The sequence below is a fragment of the Nakamurella lactea DSM 19367 genome (genome assembly GCF_000426645.1).
GTDB lineage: Bacteria > Actinomycetota > Actinomycetes > Mycobacteriales > Nakamurellaceae > Nakamurella > Nakamurella lactea.
Genome location: NZ_AUFT01000011.1, coordinates 196,466 through 213,333, shown reverse-complemented (window position 1 = coordinate 213,333; position 16,868 = coordinate 196,466). Strand labels below are relative to the sequence as shown.

General features: G+C 70.1%; 17 protein-coding genes and 1 pseudogene. 12 read left to right on the top strand and 6 right to left on the bottom strand.

Annotation, left to right across the window (positions count from 1 at the left end):
* The 3 genes and pseudogenes from K340_RS37675 to K340_RS0112945 form a co-directional block, all read right to left on the bottom strand.
* Positions 1–417: pseudogene (locus tag K340_RS37675) on the bottom strand (hypothetical protein); the annotation flags it as partial.
* A 120-nt stretch (positions 418–537) separates the two neighbouring features.
* Entirely contained in the window at positions 538–1,536 is a 999-nt protein-coding gene (locus tag K340_RS0112950; protein ID WP_037364450.1) for a LacI family DNA-binding transcriptional regulator, read from the bottom strand.
* Between the two features lie 160 nt (positions 1,537–1,696).
* Entirely contained in the window at positions 1,697–3,397 is a 1,701-nt protein-coding gene (locus K340_RS0112945; RefSeq protein WP_029137026.1) for a cation:proton antiporter, read from the bottom strand.
* 74 nt (positions 3,398–3,471) lie between these two features.
* On the opposite strand from K340_RS0112945, the gene K340_RS0112940 reads away from it, so the two are divergent.
* The 4 genes from K340_RS0112940 to K340_RS0112925 all read left to right on the top strand — a co-directional run bounded on the left by K340_RS0112940 (position 3,472) and on the right by K340_RS0112925 (position 5,895).
* Positions 3,472–4,296, top strand: a complete 825-nt coding sequence (locus K340_RS0112940) for a TIGR03084 family metal-binding protein (RefSeq protein WP_029137025.1) — start codon at positions 3,472–3,474, stop codon at positions 4,294–4,296.
* Positions 4,293–4,865: a YbhB/YbcL family Raf kinase inhibitor-like protein gene (locus K340_RS0112935; protein WP_029137024.1), complete on the top strand. Its 573-nt coding sequence runs from the start codon at positions 4,293–4,295 to the stop codon at positions 4,863–4,865. Before K340_RS0112940 ends, K340_RS0112935 begins: the two co-directional genes overlap by 4 nt.
* 141 nt (positions 4,866–5,006) lie before the next feature.
* Positions 5,007–5,327 (top strand): putative quinol monooxygenase, encoded by a 321-nt coding sequence (locus K340_RS0112930; RefSeq protein WP_029137023.1) that lies wholly within the window; start codon positions 5,007–5,009, stop codon positions 5,325–5,327.
* Between the two features lie 49 nt (positions 5,328–5,376).
* Positions 5,377–5,895 (top strand): ferritin, encoded by a 519-nt coding sequence (locus tag K340_RS0112925; protein ID WP_029137022.1) that lies wholly within the window; start codon positions 5,377–5,379, stop codon positions 5,893–5,895.
* A gap of 23 nt (positions 5,896–5,918) precedes the next feature.
* Here K340_RS0112925 and K340_RS0112920 read toward each other — a convergent pair whose 3' ends face one another.
* The gene (locus K340_RS0112920) at positions 5,919–8,321 is read right to left on the bottom strand and encodes an FUSC family protein (protein WP_154674234.1); all 2,403 of its coding nucleotides are present in this window, start codon (positions 8,319–8,321) and stop codon (positions 5,919–5,921) included.
* Positions 8,322–8,437: 116 nt separating this feature from the next.
* Here K340_RS0112920 and K340_RS0112915 point away from each other — a divergent pair, with 116 nt between their 5' ends.
* Together K340_RS0112915 and K340_RS0112910 are read left to right on the top strand one after the other, a co-directional pair.
* Positions 8,438–9,805 carry a sensor histidine kinase gene (locus K340_RS0112915; RefSeq protein WP_051266119.1) on the top strand — a complete coding sequence of 456 codons (1,368 nt, stop codon included), beginning with the start codon at positions 8,438–8,440 and terminating at the stop codon, positions 9,803–9,805.
* The gene (locus K340_RS0112910) at positions 9,796–10,440 is read left to right on the top strand and encodes a response regulator (protein ID WP_029137019.1); all 645 of its coding nucleotides are present in this window, start codon (positions 9,796–9,798) and stop codon (positions 10,438–10,440) included. The genes K340_RS0112915 and K340_RS0112910 overlap by 10 nt, the downstream gene beginning before the upstream one ends.
* 23 nt (positions 10,441–10,463) lie before the next feature.
* Here the strand turns inward: K340_RS0112910 and K340_RS0112905 are convergent, their stop codons facing one another.
* Both K340_RS0112905 and K340_RS0112900 read right to left on the bottom strand, forming a co-directional pair.
* Positions 10,464–10,913: a VOC family protein gene (locus K340_RS0112905; protein WP_029137018.1), complete on the bottom strand. Its 450-nt coding sequence runs from the start codon at positions 10,911–10,913 to the stop codon at positions 10,464–10,466.
* 50 nt (positions 10,914–10,963) lie between these two features.
* Positions 10,964–11,779 carry a 3-hydroxybutyrate dehydrogenase gene (locus K340_RS0112900; protein WP_084614395.1) on the bottom strand — a complete coding sequence of 272 codons (816 nt, stop codon included), beginning with the start codon at positions 11,777–11,779 and terminating at the stop codon, positions 10,964–10,966.
* 135 nt (positions 11,780–11,914) lie between these two features.
* Here K340_RS0112900 and K340_RS29780 point away from each other — a divergent pair, with 135 nt between their 5' ends.
* The 6 genes from K340_RS29780 to K340_RS0112870 all read left to right on the top strand — a co-directional run bounded on the left by K340_RS29780 (position 11,915) and on the right by K340_RS0112870 (position 16,775).
* A complete protein-coding gene (locus tag K340_RS29780) occupies positions 11,915–12,370 on the top strand; it encodes a universal stress protein (RefSeq protein ID WP_037364449.1) in 456 nt (151 codons plus the stop codon).
* A 52-nt stretch (positions 12,371–12,422) separates the two neighbouring features.
* Positions 12,423–13,271: an Fpg/Nei family DNA glycosylase gene (locus tag K340_RS0112890; protein WP_029137016.1), complete on the top strand. Its 849-nt coding sequence runs from the start codon at positions 12,423–12,425 to the stop codon at positions 13,269–13,271.
* A gap of 126 nt (positions 13,272–13,397) precedes the next feature.
* On the top strand, positions 13,398–13,730 hold the full coding sequence (locus tag K340_RS0112885; RefSeq protein ID WP_029137015.1) for a rhodanese-like domain-containing protein: 333 nt from the start codon (positions 13,398–13,400) through the stop codon (positions 13,728–13,730).
* Between the two features lie 26 nt (positions 13,731–13,756).
* A complete protein-coding gene (locus K340_RS0112880) occupies positions 13,757–14,851 on the top strand; it encodes a DUF4328 domain-containing protein (protein WP_037364447.1) in 1,095 nt (364 codons plus the stop codon).
* Positions 14,852–14,902: 51 nt separating this feature from the next.
* A complete protein-coding gene (locus K340_RS0112875; protein ID WP_029137013.1) occupies positions 14,903–15,859 on the top strand; it encodes a DUF5926 family protein in 957 nt (318 codons plus the stop codon).
* A gap of 82 nt (positions 15,860–15,941) precedes the next feature.
* Entirely contained in the window at positions 15,942–16,775 is an 834-nt protein-coding gene (locus K340_RS0112870; RefSeq protein WP_029137012.1) for an undecaprenyl-diphosphate phosphatase, read from the top strand.
* Positions 16,776–16,868: the final 93 nt, after the last annotated feature.

Below are 16,868 nucleotides of genomic sequence, written 5' to 3'. Positions count from 1 at the left end.
GCCGGCCGCGATCGCCGCCGCCAACTCCGGCAACACCGCCGCCGCCCCCACATCCGGATCCGTCGCCGAGGACGCCACCTCTTCCGCCGTGGCCTCCGGCGCCAGAATGCTCTGCGCGGCCAGCACCCGGCCCCGCGCCTCCCCCGGCGTGATCGACAACAACTGGCTGAGCAGCTTCGATGTCGAGGACACCGCATGCGACTTCGCGACCCCCCGGTCCTCCAACTCCGCCGCCAACCGCACCTGCACACCAAAAGCGCTCCGCAGCAACGCCTCCACCTGCTGCGTCGCCGACAACAACCGATCCTCACCCAACCGCCACCACGGCAAATCCCGCAAACCCGCAACCACCGCAACACCGGAGGCGAGCAGCTCATCGAGCTCCCCCACCGTGTCCACGCCCCAGGCCCTACCCATACCAACGACCCTAGAACCCAGCACCGACAGTGCCCTTGAGTCACCTCTCGGTCCATCTCGAGTCACCGGATACCACCGCCGGTCAGGCTCAGCTGTGCTGGATCGGCCGTCAGCCCGCCGCTATCGGCGATCGACGGGTGCCGGGCCGGTCGATCCTCTGATCACCAGCCGGGTCTCCAGCCGAACAGTTCTGGCCGGCGCTGAGCTCTCCCCGCTGCGCAACCTGGCCAGCAAGAGATCCACCGCTGCCGACCCGAGTTCCGCGGCCGGCACGTGGATCGAGGTCAGCATCGGGTGGGCGACGGCCGACATCGGGCTGTCGTCGATACCGATCACACTGATCTCCCGGCCGGCCTGCATACCGCGTTCGGTGAGCCGGGCCATCATGCCCAGCGCGATCAGATCGTCGTAGGCGATCACCGCTGTGGCACCGCCGGAGTGAGCCAGGTCCGCCGCCCGCAGGCCCGCTTGAATCTGCGGTTCGAAGGGGCCCAATTCGGTCAGCTCGATGCCGAGTTCGGTACAGGCCCGGGCCAGTGCAGTCCGGCGCTGCTGGTTCGACCAGGACCGCCGCGGTCCGGCCAGGTAACAGATCTGCCGATGACCGAGCGCCACCAGGTGTTCGACCGCCTCGCGGATGCCTTCGGTCTCGTCGATCACGACGTTCTCGGCCTTGGCGACCTCGCGGTTGACGAACACCACCGGGAACTGCGCGGCCAGTTCGGCCAGTTCCGTCTCTCCGGTGCGCGGAGACGCGATCACCAGCCCGTCGGCCTGACGCCCGAGATCGCGGGCCAACTCCGACTCGTCGGCCGCATGCTCGTCGGAATCGGCCAGCAGGACCGCATAGCCCTTGTCCCTGGCGCGCGACAGCACGGACTTCATGATCGGTGGGAAGAACGGGTTCGCGATGTCCGGGACCAGTAGCCCGATGGCGTCGGTCCGACCGGACACCAGCGACCTGGCGGCCCGGCTCGGTGCGTAGCCGAGTTGCTGCGCGATGCGTTCGATCCGCGCCCTGGTCTGTGGGTTCACCTTGTCCGGGTCGCTCAGCGCCCGGGAAACAGTGGATATCGAAACCCGGCAGGCCGCCGCCACTTCCGCCAATGTGACAGCCACGGCAGCTCCCTGGTTGAGGTAGGCGGGTCGCAGGTCAGGACAGCAGCACGCGAGGTCGATCCGAGCGCAAACCACGACTGACTATTGCTGCAAACGTTAGCAGCCAGTCGGCCGGATTCCGGCCAAGGACTGCGCGGGCCGGAGGTTCACCTCACGTCCGTCAGCCGCCGTCCAGCCGGTATTCCATGCTGTCCAACAGCTTCCGCACCTGGGTGAACGTCTCGGTGCGATAGGCGCCGATCGACTGCTCGGCCTGCAGCGCATCACGCATCGCGTCCAGATAGCGCCGCATCAGCACCTGCGCCTGCTGCCGATGGGCCGGCGATGGCTGCAGGGCCGGGTCGGGAGGTTCGGCGAACATCGGCGCCAGCCGATTGACCATCCGGTCGGCGATCTCCGGGTCGATCGGCTCGCCGTCGACGGTCTGTTCGGCGATCGGCCCGAGCGCTTCGGTGACGGTGTCCAGCATCGATCGCATCAGCGAGGTCACCTCGGCCCGCTTGTCGTGGGCCGACACCTCCTCAAGATCGAGCTTGCGGATCACCCAGGGCAGGGTGCCGCCGAATCCGATCAGGGTGATCACCGCGACGATGAAGGCGATCAGCACCGCCGTCGACCGGAGCGGGACGTCCTCCGGGATGGTCTGCGCGGCCGCCACGGTGATCGCGCCGCGCATCCCGGCCCAGCCCAGCACCAGCGAACCTCGCCGGGTAATCGGCTGGGCATCAAGGAAATCGACATCCGCGTTGCCGCGAGCAACACGGCGGCGCATCCAGTCCAACCGGTTCTGTTCGCGGTCGGTCTCCGGGTCGGCCTGGTCGATCCGTTCACTGACCTGGTCGAGTTGTTCGCGTATCCGCGCCGACTTGGCCGGCCGGCCGCGGGCGAGCAGTTGCGGAAAGGCCACCCAGACAGCGCGCAGCACGATGATGACGACGAGCGTCACCCCGGTGGCGCCGGCCACCATTCCCGGCGACGATCCCTCGTCGAGCGAGCGCACCAATCCCGGTAGCTGCAGGCCCATCAACAGGAACAGGCCGCTCTCCAGAACAAAGCTGATGGTCGCCCAGTTGGTCGACTCGGTCTGCCGGTCGCGGGCCGAGAAGCGTTTGACCCCGGCATTTCCGGTGACAAGACCGGCCACCACCACGGCCAGCACACCGGAGGCGTTCAGCTCCTCGGTCGGGAAGTAGGCGATGAACGGGACGGTGAACGATACGGCGGAATTGAGCACGGGATCGTCGAGCTTTGCCCGCAACAACACCGTCAGCCAACCCACGACGAACCCGACCGCTGCCGCGATCACCACGGCCAGGACGAATTCGCCGACGGCATGCCAGAGGCTGAAAGCTCCGGCGGTGGCGGCGACCGCTGTCCGTAGCACCACCAGCGCAGAGGCGTCGTTCACCAACGACTCGCCCTCGAGGACGGTCATCAACCGGTGCGGGAGTCCGAGTCGCTTGCCGATCGCGGTCGCGGCAACTGCATCGGTCGGGCTGACGACGGCGCCGAGCGCCACGGCCAGCGGGAAGGAGATCTGCGGAAAGATCAGGTGCACGATCAGTCCGACGGCGAGGGCCGAGACCACCACGAGCACGATCGACAGCCAGGCGATCATCTTCACGTTCCGCCGGAAGTCGATCCCCGGCAGCCGGACCGATGAGGCGTACAGCAAGGGCGGCAGGACACCGGCCAACACCAGTTCGGGCTCCACCTCGATGTGCGGCACCCCCGGCAGATAGGAACCGCCGATGCCGATCAGCACCAACAACAACGGAGCGGCCAGGCCGGTCCGCCTGGAGAACACCGAAGCAACGATGATCGCCCCGAGCGCGGCCAGCGCGATCAGCAGATAGGGCATCGGGCGATCCTATCCAGGAAGCCGCCCTCGACCAGGCGCCTGACGCGGGCCGCCGACCGGCGCATGATGTGACGATGAACCAACCCCCGTCGGTGTTCGAGGATCTGGCCGCCGAGTCCGCCGAGTTGGATGCGATCGTCGCCGACCTCGACGAAGACACCTGGCGGCTGCCGACTCCGGCCACCGGCTGGACCATCGCGCACCAGATCGCCCACCTCGCCTGGACCGACCAGGTGACGTTGCTGGCCGTTGCCGGGCCGGACGCCTTCCGGCCCGTTCTTGAGCAGGCACAGGCGGACCCGACCGGCTACGTCGATGCCGGTGCGGCGGCCGGCGCCGCCGGCCCGCCCGATGAGTTGCTGGCGCAATGGCGAACCGGCCGATCGGCCGTTGCCGCGGCGTTGCCCGCGGTCCCGCGGGGCGTGAAACTGCCGTGGTACGGGCCGCCGATGAGCGCGATGTCGATGGCCACCGCCCGGCTGATGGAGACCTGGGCGCATGGACTGGACATCCGCGACACTCTCGGGCTGCCGCCGACGAACACCCGGCGGCTGCGCAACGTCGCGCACATCGCTTACCGGGCCAGGGATTTCAACTACCAACTGCGTCGGTTGACGCCGCCGGCGGAGCAGTTCCACCTGGTGCTGACCGGGCCGGACGGGGATACCTGGGAGTGGGGTGATGCTGCTTCGGAGCAGCAGATCAGTGGCCCTGCACTGGATTTCTGCCTGCTTGCCACCCAGCGCCGGCACCGGGCCGACCTGAGGGTGTCCGCCGTCGGTGCGGACGCGCGGAAGTGGCTGACGATCATCCAGGCGTTCGCCGGAGTGCCGGGTCCGGGCCGGCCGGCGGGGGAACTGTCGGGGCCTACTGCCGACTCGACGGCCGTTCGGGAATGACGACCGTCAGCCCTCGCGCACTGGGCCCGCTCGCGGTGCTGGCGCTGTTGGCAGCAGCCGGTTGCGGCGGCGCCACCGACACCGCAGGCGGTGCGCCGAGCGCGGGACCGCAGGCCGGCACCGGCGTCATCGCCGTCAGCAGTACGGCTTTCGCCGACGGCGCCGAGATTCCGGCGGCGAACACCTGCCGTGGCGCGGGACAGCCGCCGCCGCTGCGTTGGTCGGGCGTGCCGCCGGCGGCCACCTCGCTGGCGCTGGTGGTCGACGACCCCGATGCCCCGGGCGGCACCTTTGTGCACTGGGCGTTGCTCGGGATCCCGGCTGCGGTCGATCAACTGAACGGCGCCACCCCGCCGGTCGGCGCCACCGCGCTGACGAACTCCGCAGGTCATGCCGGTTGGACCCCGCCCTGCCCGCCCAGCGGGACCCACCACTACCGATTCACCGTCTACGCGCTCGGCGCGTCGGCCCCCGACACCGCGGGCGTTGCCACCCTGAACCTGACCAAAATCGTTGCTACCCAAAGTATTGCCTCGGGTCGCCTGACCGGGCTGGTGACCGCCGGATGACGGACGTGCTGGTCCGGACCTCGTTGCTGAGGGCGTTCATAGTGCCCCGGTGTTGACGAAGGAACACCCGTCCCTCACCATCGCTGGTGCACCGACCGAATGGAACGAACACCGACCACGGATCGAACCGGAGGCAGCAAGATGTATCTCATCGTGGTGAAGTTTCCGACCAGGCCCGAATACACCGACCGCTGGCTGGACCTGGTGCACGACTTCACCGAGGCCACCCGCGCCGAGCCCGGCAACCTGTGGTTCGAGTGGTCCCGCAGCGTCACCGACCCGCACGAGTTCGTACTGGTCGAGGCGTTCACCGACGACGGTGCGGGTCCGCATGTGAACAGTGATCACTTCAAGAAGGCCATGCAGGAGTTGCTGCCGGCGCTGGCCGCGACGCCGAAGATCGTCAGCCGGCAAGTGGACGGTGACGGCTGGGACGAGATGGGCGAGCTGAAGGTGCAGTGAGCCGGTCGGGGCGGTGGCGCCGATCGCTCCCGAGTGGCAATCTCATGACATGAAACTGAGTGCACCCTTGGAAAAGGCCTTCAACGACCAAATCACCCTCGAATTTGCAGCTTCCATGGTCTACCGCCAGTTGGCGATCGAGATGGAGATCCGCGATCTGCCCGGGATGGCCGCCTGGCTGCGGCATCAGGCCGACGAGGAGATCGTGCACGCGAACAAGTTCATCGATCACCTCGCCGATCGCGACAATCATCCCGCGATCGGCGCAATTCCGGCGCCGAAGCTCGAGATCAACTCGGTACTGGACTGCTTCCAGGCCGCCTACCAGCACGAGCAGAAAGTATCGGCGGCGATCCGCGACCTGGTCGGCAAGGCGGAGAAGGCCGCCGACTACGACTCCCGACCGCTGCTCAACTGGTTCCTGTCCGAGCAGATCGAGGAAGAATCGACCGTCAGCGAGATCGTTGGCCGGATCGAACTGGTCGACGACGACGGCCCGGGGCTGCTGCGGTTGGACGACGAGCTCGCCCAGCGGCGGGTGGCGACCACCGAAGCCGCCGGCGGCTGATCGCAGGGCATAGACAGCGGTGCTCAGCGGCCGGAGTTGCCGCGCGGGGTGAGCAGGGTCAGCGTGTCGGCCAGCCGGCGGATGGCGCGGGGGACCCGGTCGGTGTCGCTGGCCGGGTCGCCCGGGGTGCCGGTGGTCCGACCGGGTTGTCCGGGATCGAGCAGGGCGGCCACCCGGTCGGCAATGCTGTCCTGATCGCCGACCGGCGGATCCTCCAACCGCGGCAGCTCGGCCAGTCGGCGGGCCTCGGCCGCCAGCTCGGTGAGTGCGGCGGCGCCGGCCTCGTCGGCCGGGAAACCCCTGGTGAGCGACACCGCGATCCGCCGGCCGGCGGCCGCGGCCGAGCCCAGCACCGCAACCCGACGCCGCAGACCGGCGCGATCGGAGCCGAAGAACCGGCCGCGGATCAGCGATTGCACCGCCTGCGTCACCTGTCGGGCATCCGCGTCCAGCGCGACGGACCTGGTGAGTAGCAAGCCTGCCGGCGTACCGGTCCGAATCGACTCGGCACATCCGTCCAGCAGGTCGGCCAACGTCTCCAACAGCTGACGTCGGGCCACCCGCAGGGTGCGCAGCGCACTGGCTGGCAGCACGAGGGCGCCGACCAGGCCACCGATCACCGCACCGACAACGGTCTCCTGCAGCCGCAGCACCAGCACCTGGTCGGAGAACGTGTGCAGCAGCGCGTACAACTGACCGAGCGCAACCGTGATCATGAAGATCATCGCGCTGTAGCTGATCGCGATCAGGTACCAGGCCAGCCCCAGACTCACCAGCAACACGACGAAGACGAGCACGGTGTGCCCGGCGGTGACGTTCGCCAGCAGTACCGCAGCGACCAGGCCGGCGGTGGTGCCGACAACCCGGCCGATGCTGCGCCGAACCGTCTCACTGGCGGTCGCGGTCCCGGTGAAGGCGATGAACGCCGCGATTACCGCCCAGTAGTAGCGCTGCGGTGACACCAGGTGCCCGACCACGACGGCCAGACCCGCGGCGATCGCCGCCTGGATCGCCTGCCGGGTGGTCAGCCGGAGGCCGGTCGGCGACCACCAGGGGGCGGATTCGCTGCCGACGGCCTCGGCGGCGACCGCCGCGGTGCCGGGAAGTTTGCCGGCTCGCAGGATGATCACCGGTTCGAACCCGTCGTCCGAACTCCTCCGGTGGCGATCATCTACCGCGCCGGCACCGCCCTCACCTCCCGCGCCGTCACCGGCGCCGGCACCGCCCTCGCCTCCGGCACCGTCGGCGCCGTCGGTGCCGGCCGAGTTTTCGTCATCGTCGACGTCATCGTCATCGCCATCGCTGCCGTGATCGTCGTCAGACCCGTTGTTGTTGTCGTGCAACAGGTCTCCGGACGACCACCGACCGATGGTGGCGACCAGGTAACCGGCCACCGCGCCGACCCGGCGGACCGCCGGGTGCAGGTCCGCCCGGGCGGCCACCGTCCGGGACAGCGCCGTTGCGGCATCGCTGTCGCCCCAGCCGAGTGCCTTCAGCAGCGGACGAACCTCGGCCAGATCCGCGGCCGGCACCCCGGTCTGCGGGTCGACCAGCCGGCGCACCACCCGGACCAGTTCGTCCATCCCGATCTCCACCTCGACCACCCACTGCCGCAGCGCCGTGGGTGTGGCTCCGGGCGGGATCGCTCTGGCCTCGGACAGCTGCCCGTCGAACAGCAGCGCCACCTCCGACACCCGCACCAGGTGGCCGCGCAGCCGCCGCACTGCTCCGGCGTCGTCCGGGTCGTCCAGCACATCCAGGCACGCCGAGACCGCCGAGCGCACCCGGGCGCGCAGCGCGGTGACGGTGCGCCGCAGCCGGGCGGCCGGGTCCTCGTAGAGCAGGGTGCTGAGCACGATCGTCACCCAGACCGCCGCGACGGTGACGGCCGCCAGGATCTCCGGCAACGCCGAGCGGGGCGGGTGCAGGAACTGCACGAAGAAATACGCCTGCCAGCAGACCAGCCCGTAGGTGATCCAGGCGCCGCCGAACCGGCGCACCCAGACGGCCAGGAACGACAGCAGCACGAATCCGATCACCGAGAGCGGCCGGCTGTCGACGGTCAGCACCGACAGGGTGACGCCGATCGCGGCGGCCGGCAGCACCGGCGCGACGGCGGTCAGCGTCCTGGTCCTGGTGTTCTCCCTGATCCCGGACGAGGTGACCATCGCGATCACCGCGCCGATCAACATCGGCAGGGTGGCCGACACGCCCAACACCCTGGCCAGCAGCAACTCCAACGCCAGGATGGTGCCGATCGCCACCAGTACCCTGATGGCCAGCCGCAGCTGGCTGAGCCCGGGGTCCGAAGCGATCAGCCGGTCGCGCGCGTCCCGCCACTCGATCGAGGCCCGGACCCGGCCGCGGCGCAGCAACTCCCGGTGCAGCGCCACCCGCCGTTGCTCGGGTCGCGGGGCCGTGGTCACGCCCTGATCGTCGCAGATCCGCGTGCCGCCGCAGACGGGTTGTCCACCTAGCTGCACCCCGGGTCGGCCAGCCAGCGGGCTGGGCGGATCGATCCGGGTTGCCTACCGTTGCGGGTATGACGGAGAACCCCGCGGCGGCCTACGCCGCCGCCGGCGGCGGGAGCTGGGACACCGCCAGGGGTCCGCAGCGGATGAGCAGCACGACGATCGAGCAACGCGCCGACCGCCCCGCATCGCCCGGCCGTCGGTACGGCCTGCGGCGGGCCGGCCGGGACGCCGTCTTCGTGCTGTCCTGGTTCCCGTTGGCCATCGGGAGTTTCCTGGCGGTCGGCGCCACCTTCCTATTGGGACTGGCCCTGTCGATCACCGTGATCGGGCTGCCGGTGCTCGCCTGGTGTGCCTTCACCGCCCGGGGTCTGGCCGTGGCGAAGCGGCGGATGATCCGGCGATTCATGCACCGGGCGGCGCCGACGCCGAAATACCTGCGCTCCGACGGCGGCTTCGTTGCGCGCGCCCGCACCACGCTGACCGATTCGCAGTCGTGGTGGGACATCGTGCACGGGCTGTTCGGCTTCATCATCGCCACCGTCACCTTCGCGGTGACGCTGGTCTGGTGGTCGGTGGCGTTCGGCGGGCTGAGCTGGCTGGTGTGGGGCTGGGCACCCCGGCTGGGGGACGACAACGCCTCGCTGCCAGAGGTGATGGGGCTCGGCAATTCGTATCTCGTGGAGCTGGCGTTCTACACGGTGCTCGGGTTGTTGTTCCTGATCACCCTGCCGGCGGTGATGCGGGCGATGGCCTGGATCGACACCGGCCCGGCGCTGCTGCTGCTGAGCGGCCGGGCGAACCAGCAACGGGAGGTCGAATACCTGGTCAAGGGCCGGGAGGCGGCGCGCACCGCCGAGGCCGGTTCGCTGCGCCGGCTGGAACGGGACATCCACGACGGTCCGCAGCAGCGGCTGGTCCGGCTCGGGATGGATCTCGGCCGGGCGAAACGGCAGATCGACAAGGATCCCGAACTCGCCCGCAGCATCCTGGACGAGACCATCGCACAGACCAGGCAGACGCTGGAGGAGCTGCGGGCCCTGTCGCGGGGGATTGCACCGCCGGTCCTGGCGGACCGAGGTCTGCGGGCCGCGATGGAGGAAATCGTGGCCAGATCAACGGTTCCGGTGCACCTGAAGCTCGACCTGTCCGACGACCTGCCGGACCACGTGCAGACCGCGGCCTATTTCGTGGTGAGTGAGGCGCTGGTCAATGTCGCCAAACATGCCATGGCGACCTACGCCGTCGTCGAGCTGACGACGGACCGAAAGGTGTTGACGGTCAAGGTGAGTGACGACGGTGTCGGTGGCGCCCAACTGGCCAAGGGGCACGGTCTGGTCGGTCTGGCCGACCGGGTCCGCGGTGTCGACGGCATACTCAACGTGACGTCGCCGCCCGGCGGCCCGACCGAACTGGTGGCGGAGATCGCATGCGGATAGTGATGGCGGACGACTCGACGCTGCTGCGGGAGGGTCTGGAGCGGCTGCTGGTCGAGGCCGGACACCAGGTGGTCGCGGCGGTGGACGACGGGCCGTCGTTCGTGACGGCGGTGTTGCAGCATCGTCCCGACGTCGCCCTTGTGGACGTCCGGATGCCACCCTCGCACTCCGACGAGGGCATGCGGGCGGCCGTTCAGGTCCGCGAAAGCTGGCCGGCCGCACCGATTCTGGTGCTCTCGCAGTACGTGGAGCTGTCCTACGCCGACGAGCTGCTGGCCACCGGCAACGGTGGCATCGGGTACCTGCTCAAGGACCGGGTGAGCGATATCGACGAGTTCCTGGACGCCGTGCAGCGGATCGCGGCCGGTGGAACGGTGCTGGATCCGCAGGTGGTGGCGCAGGTGATGACGGTGGGCCGGCGGAACGATCCGGTGCAGGCGCTGACCCCGCGGGAGCGGGAGGTGCTGACGCTGATGGCCGAGGGTCGCTCGAACGCGGCCATCGCCGCCGCCATGGTGGTGACCGAAGGTGCTGTCGCCAAACACATTCAGCGGATCTTCGGCAAGCTCGGCCTGGAGCAGGACGACTCCGACAACCGCCGGGTGCTGGCGGTGCTCGCCTACCTGCGGGGCTGACCTCCGCCGGCCGGCCTGGATCGTCAGCCCAGCCGTTGCCTGGCCGCCTCCGGGCCGAGGACCTCGACCATCCCGGGCATGGCCGTCGGGTTCCAGGCAACCTCCCAGCGGTAGCCGTCGGGATCGGCGAAGTATCCGGTGACACCGCCCCAGTCGCGTTCGGTGGCCGGGGCGATCAGTGTCGCGCCGGCGGCGACCGCCTCGTCCAGCACCCGGCCGACCGACTCGGCGTCCGGCAGCATGTGGGCCAGCGAGATCGGCGCCGCCTGGTCGCCGAGGTACAGGCCGCCGGCTTCCGCGGACAGGCTGTCCCGGCTCCACAGGCCGAGCAGCAGTGCGGGTCCGACGTTCAGGAAGACGACATCGCCCGGCACTTCGGCGGCCGGCTTCCACCCCAGTCCGTCGACGTAGAAGCGGCGGGCGGCGGCCAGATCGCGCACCCCGAGGGTGAGCATGCTCATCGATGCATCCATGGCGACATTCTGCGCGGACGGTCCGACAGCCGCGGTTTCGGCGGCCGTCGTCAGCGGGCGCCCCATCCGCCGTCCAGCACCAGATCGGATCCGGTGATCGAGTCGCTGCCCTCGCCGCACAGGTAGCTGACCGCTGCGGCCACCTCCGGTGCCTCGACCAGACGCTTGATCGGGGACGAGGACAGCATGACGGTGGCCAGCACCTCGTCGGCGGGCAGGCCGTGCGCCTTCGCCTGGTCGGCGATCTGTGCCTGCACCAGCGGCGTGTTGACATACCCGGGGTTGACGCAGTTGCTCGTCACCCCGTGGCTCGCGCCCTCCAGAGCGGCGACCTTCGACAGCCCCTCGAGGCCGTGTTTGGCCGCCACGTACGCGACCTTGAACTCGCTGGCCCGCCGGCCGTGCGCCGAAGAGATGTGCACCAAACGGCCCCAGCCGCGTTCGTACATGCCGGGCAGCACCGCCTTGGTCAGCACGAACGGCGCCGTCAGCATCAGCGCGATGATCTGCTCGAACGTCTCGACCGGGAAGTCCTGGATCGGCCGCACGTGCTGGATGCCGGCGTTGTTCACCAGGATGTCGACGCTGCCGGCAACGTCGGCGATCGCGGCCGGCAGGTTCCCGATGTCCGAGAGATCCACCTGCATCGGGGTGGCGCCGATCTCGTCCACCAACGACTGCAGGTGGACGGCATCGCGGTCGACGGCGAACACACTCGCGCCCTCGGCCGCCAACCGGCGGGCGATTGCCGCGCCGATACCGCTGGCGGCCCCCGTCACCAGCGCCGTTCGGCCGGCCTGCGGCAATACTCGCGTGTTCGGACCGAGCCCGAAGGGCCCGCCATCGGCAATGTGTGCACTGGTCATGCCAGGATCCAACCACCGCGTGAGCGGCAACATCACCCTGACACTGACGTCCGCCTGGATCGGGCCCGATCTGCCCGGTTGCCGACGGCGTGGTGGACTGGCGAGAGCGGATCCGCGCAGCGATGGAGGTTGTCGATGACACAACGCCTGGTGGTCGGGGTGGACGGCTCGGCCGGGAGCAGGGCAGCAATCGAGTGGGCGATCGCCGAGGCGCAGCTCCGCGGCGCCGAGCTCGAGGTGACCGCTGCCTGGGAATTCCCGTATGCCTGGGGTGAGGCAGCGGCCTGGGCGCCCGGTGGCGATGGCGGGCTGGCCGAGGCCGCCGGTGCGGAGGCGACCGCCTTGCTCGACCAGATCCTCGACGGTCCGCAACCCGACTGGCTGCACGTGCTGACCGTCGAAGGGCCGCCGGCCAGGGTGCTGGTCGAGCGGTCCGCCGACGCGGATCTGCTGGTGGTCGGCAGCCGTGGCCGCGGCGGTTTTGCCACCCTGCTGCTCGGGTCGGTCAGCATGGCGTGCGTCCAGCACGCGCGTTGTCCGGTCACGGTGGTCCCGTCCAGGCTCACGGAGACCACGGAGACCAAGGAGTAGTCGCGGCCCGGTGGCGTTGCCGCGGCCGGTGCCGCCGGGCACGATGGAGCGCGTGCCGGAACTTCCCGAGATCACCGCGCTGGCCGCGTTCCTCACCGACCATGCCGTCGGGCAGCCGGTCGCCGCGGTGAGTATCGCCTCGCTCAACGTGCTCACCACCTACGACCCAGCGCCCGCCGCACTGATCGGTCGCACGCTGGACGCCGCCGGTCGACACGGCAAGTTCCTCGACCTCACCTTCGGGGACCTGCATCTGGTGCTGCACCTGGCCAGGGCCGGCTGGCTGCGCTGGACCGACAACCCGAGCCCGAAGGCGCCGAAGATGGGCGGCCCGATCGCCCTGCGGGTGACCTTCCCGACCGGCGGCTTCGACATCACCGAGGCCGGCACCAAGAAGTCCGTCACCGCAGCCGTGGTGCACGACCCGCAGCAGGTGCCGGGCGTCGCCCGGCTCGGCCCGGACGCGCTGTCGCTGGATCGGGCCGCGCTGGCGACGCTGCTGGCCGGAAAGACCGGACGGATCAAGAACGTGATCACCGATCAGACCGTCCTGGCCGGCATCGGCAACGCCTACAGCGACGAGATCCTGCACACCGCAAGGCTTTCCCCGTTCGCCACCGCCGGCCGGCTTGACCACGACGAACTCGATCGGTTGGCGGCGGCGCTGACGAGCGTGTTGACCGATGCCGTCGGCCGCTCGGTCGGTGGTGAGGCAGCCAGGTTGAAGGGGGAGAAGCGCAGCGGTCTGCGGGTGCACGCCAGGACCGGTCTGCCCTGCCCGGTGTGCGGCGACACGGTGGCCGAGGTGAGCTTCGCCGACCGCTCCTTCCAGTACTGCCCGACCTGCCAGACCGGCGGCAAGAAGCTCGCCGACCGGCGGATGTCCCGGCTGCTGCGCTGAGGTGACACCGGGTCGATCCTGAAACCCGTCGCCAGTGGCTCTCGATCGGCACAAATCACGCCCGATGGGTCGTCTGGCGACGGGTTCTCAGGATGTGGCGGCGATGCCGGTGCCACACTGGACCGCATGCACACACAAAACCAGCCCGAGGTGCCTGTCTCCGAGGTGCCCGCCGATGCCGTGCTGCTCGACGTCCGGGAAGACGACGAATGGGCGGCCGGGCACGCGCCGGGCGCTGTGCATCTGGCGATGACGACGCTGGCCGAGCACCTGGACGATGTGCCGGACGGTGACCCGGTGTACGTGATCTGTCGCTCCGGCGGACGCTCCGCCAGGGTCACCGGCTACCTGAACGCCACTGGCTGGGACGCGGTGAACGTGGCCGGCGGGATGGCCGCCTGGGCGGCCGCTGACCGTCCGTTGATCAACGACTCCGGCGCCACTCCGACCGTCATTTGAGCCACCGCACTCCGGTCAACACCTCGATGAGCAGGCCAGCCCCCGCCGCCCGGCGCACCGACGTGCGCTGCCCGCGGTGTGCGCGCACCCAGCCGCCGCTGCCGGCCGGCGTCTTCCACTGCCTGTACTGCGGGACCCCGCTGCCGCTGCAACGCTGGGTCGCACACCCGCCGCCCGGGGTGCCGGACACCCGGCCGCGGCGGCTCGGCCGGCGCCCCGGGTACACCGGGCCGCCCGCCTATCGCGGCGGCCACCCGCGGTGGGGTTTCCCGCCCACGTTGTGGCGCTGGGTCGATCCGCCGGACCCGGACGCCGCGGTGACGCCGCCGGTCACCGCGCTGCGCTCAGCGGCCTTCGCCGCCGTCGTCACCGCCGTCGTCTGCGTGCTGGCCGGCCTCGCGGAGATCCGGCGGTTCGTGCTGATGTTGCGCGGCCGCACCGATGTGCTGTCCGGGAGCGACGTCAGGGTCAGCGACGCGCTGGTCACCCTGGCCTCCTGGACGGCGCTGGTGTGCGCCGTCGTCACCGCAGCGATCGCGGTGCCGGCGATCTGCCGGGCCCACCGGGCCGCGGCAGTCCGGGCCGGGAAGACGGAGTCGCGCGATCTGCGGTCGATGCTGCTGCGGCTGCTGGTACCGGTCTGGAACATCTACGGCGCCGGTCAGGTCGTCTCCGAGGTGGACGGCCTGCTGTCCGGTGCGGTCACCGAATCCGGCCGGCCGCGCCCGTCCGCACGCGCACTCGGCTGGTGGGCGTGCTGGATCCTCTCGTCGGTGCTGACGTCGGTGGTGCTGGCCCGCGGCCTCGGCGCCAGCCTGCAGGCGATCGCCGACACCGTCGAACTGCACGTCGCGGTGGACCTGGCGGCCGCGTTGGTAGCCGTCGCCACCGCGGTACTGATGCTGAGCTGGGTCCGGCTGTTCGTCGGCCCGCGCCCCGGCCGGTACGCCTCGTGGCGGGTGGCCGGGCCGGCGCCGTCCCGGGCCCGCATCACCGACGGCGCGGCCGCCGCCAGGCGCAGCTCGGGCGTGCTGCCGCCGACCGCGGCCGAGGCCGCCGAGTTGCTCGCCGCCGAACCGGGCAGCGCGGCACCGGAACGGGCCGTCGACTCCGACGGTTGACCCGGTTCGCACCGTGCAGGAGTGGGCCGCCCGGTCGCGTACCGTGACGTCGTGGCCAAGAAGACCTCTACCAAGACCCCTGTCGGCGCCGCTGCGGCGAGCACCGACGGGCTGAACCCCCGCCGTCCCTGCGAATGCGGCTCCGGCCGTCGCTGGAAGAACTGCCACGGCAGCGCGGATGCCGGCGCCGACATGATCGTCAGCCGACCGTTCGAGGGGATGACGGCCGAGACCGAGCTGATCGCGCTACGCGAGTTCGTCCCGTCGGCCACCGCGCCGCTGACTCCGCTCGGTACCGCCGTCGACGGCGAGCCGCCGAGCATCACCCTGGCCACCGTGCTGCCAGGCGCGGCGGCCGCGCTGACCCGCTCCGACGGATCGGTGCTGCTCGGTTTGCAGACCCAGGTGCACTCCGGCGATCTGTCCCGTGATCTGGGCGGCAGCCTGCAGTGGGCACTGGCCGCAGAGCCGTCCAGCATCCTGCAGGTCGCCCCGCGCGATGGCGTCAACCCTAAGCTGGCCGAGCTGATCGTCGACGGCCCCCTCGAGGTGACGGTGCACGACGACTTCGGCTGGTGGCTCGAGAGCCCGGCCGAAGAGGGCAGCGAGGTCGCGCTGTCGCTGGAACAGGCGAACGCGGCGATCATGCCGACCGCACGGATCGGCGAGCTGGCCGGCGCCTACTGGGTGGACGCCGGCGAGAAGGCGCACCTGCGCTGGGTCCGGCCGGAGGACGAGCCGGTGGTGATGGCCGCGCTGGCCCGGCTGGCCGCTGCCGGTGAGCTGGATCTCGGCGAGGGAACCCGCTACGTCGGCTCGTTCCGGGCACACGGGCGGCTGGTGCCGGTCTGGGATCTGGACCGCGAGGCGCACCCGTCGGAATGGGCGCAGCCGGCTACCGACTTCGCCCGCCGTTACGAGGCGGCGGTGGCTGACGACACCCCGCTCAGCAGCGCCGAGCGCCGGGCCCGCGACGGTATTCTCGGTCGGCAGTTCACCCTGCGGTGACCCGGCTACGGTGATCCCCGCCGCGCCCGTCCCCGCGTCATTCCCGCCGTGGATCCGTCCCGAGATGCAGTGAGGACCTGACATGCCCTGGTGGCACGCATTGTTGTTCGGGATCGTCGAGGGCGTCACCGAGTTCCTGCCGATCTCCTCGACCGGCCACCTGACCGTCACCGAAAAGCTGCTCGGCTACCAGATCGACCACCCGGACATCACCGCATTCACCGCGATCATCCAGGTCGGCGCCGTGTTGGCGACGATTCTGTATCTGCGCAAGGACATCGTCCGGATCGTCGGTGCCTGGTTCCGCGGGCTGACCAAGCCGACCGAGCGGGGCGCCGACTACCGGTTCGGCTGGGCGGTGATCTACGGCTGCATCCCGATCGCGATCGTCGGGTTGTTGTTCCAGGACCAGATCGAGACCACCCTGCGCAGTCTGTGGATCGTCGGCGGCACCCTGATCGCGTTCTCCGGGGTGATGTGGCTGGCCGACCGGCAGGCGACCCAGCAACGCCACGAGAAGGACATCACCTGGAAGGACACCCTGATCATCGGCGTGGTGCAGTGCCTGTCGCTGATCCCCGGCATCTCCCGGTCGGGTGCCACCATGTCCGCCGGCCTGTTCCGTGGGCTGGATCGCGTTGCCGTCACGAAGTTGTCGTTCTTCCTGTCGATCCCGGTGCTGGCCGCGGCCGGTGTGCTGCAGACGGTGCAGCAGTACGACGCCATCTCGGCCGGAGTCGGCTGGGGCCCGACCCTGCTGGCCACCGCGGTCTCGTTCGTGGTCGCCTATGCCTCGGTCGCCTGGTTGCTCAAGTTCATCGCCCGCAACACCTACTCGATCTTCATCATCTACCGGGTGGTGGTCGGCGTGGTGATCCTGCTGCTGGTCGGCTTCGGAGTAGTCAGCGCCACCTAGTCGTCTGGTTCGCCGGCCGCGCTCGGCTGCGGTCACGAGCTGGGCTCCTGCGTCGCCCAGCTCGTGTCCTCGCTTCGCTGTGCCGGCGAACGC

Coding starts and splice junctions, on each gene's coding strand:
- K340_RS29780 (WP_037364449.1), top strand. CDS start 11,915: ATGACACAACGCCTGGTGGTCGGGGTGGACGGCTCGGCCGGGAGCAGG.
- K340_RS0112900 (WP_084614395.1), bottom strand. CDS start 11,779: ATGACCAGTGCACACATTGCCGATGGCGGGCCCTTCGGGCTCGGTCCG.
- K340_RS0112930 (WP_029137023.1), top strand. CDS start 5,007: ATGTATCTCATCGTGGTGAAGTTTCCGACCAGGCCCGAATACACCGAC.
- K340_RS0112910 (WP_029137019.1), top strand. CDS start 9,796: ATGCGGATAGTGATGGCGGACGACTCGACGCTGCTGCGGGAGGGTCTG.
- K340_RS0112905 (WP_029137018.1), bottom strand. CDS start 10,913: ATGGATGCATCGATGAGCATGCTCACCCTCGGGGTGCGCGATCTGGCC.
- K340_RS0112925 (WP_029137022.1), top strand. CDS start 5,377: ATGAAACTGAGTGCACCCTTGGAAAAGGCCTTCAACGACCAAATCACC.
- K340_RS0112885 (WP_029137015.1), top strand. CDS start 13,398: ATGCACACACAAAACCAGCCCGAGGTGCCTGTCTCCGAGGTGCCCGCC.
- K340_RS0112935 (WP_029137024.1), top strand. CDS start 4,293: ATGACGACCGTCAGCCCTCGCGCACTGGGCCCGCTCGCGGTGCTGGCG.
- K340_RS0112945 (WP_029137026.1), bottom strand. CDS start 3,397: ATGCCCTATCTGCTGATCGCGCTGGCCGCGCTCGGGGCGATCATCGTT.
- K340_RS0112880 (WP_037364447.1), top strand. CDS start 13,757: ATGAGCAGGCCAGCCCCCGCCGCCCGGCGCACCGACGTGCGCTGCCCG.
- K340_RS0112940 (WP_029137025.1), top strand. CDS start 3,472: ATGAACCAACCCCCGTCGGTGTTCGAGGATCTGGCCGCCGAGTCCGCC.
- K340_RS0112915 (WP_051266119.1), top strand. CDS start 8,438: ATGACGGAGAACCCCGCGGCGGCCTACGCCGCCGCCGGCGGCGGGAGC.
- K340_RS0112870 (WP_029137012.1), top strand. CDS start 15,942: ATGCCCTGGTGGCACGCATTGTTGTTCGGGATCGTCGAGGGCGTCACC.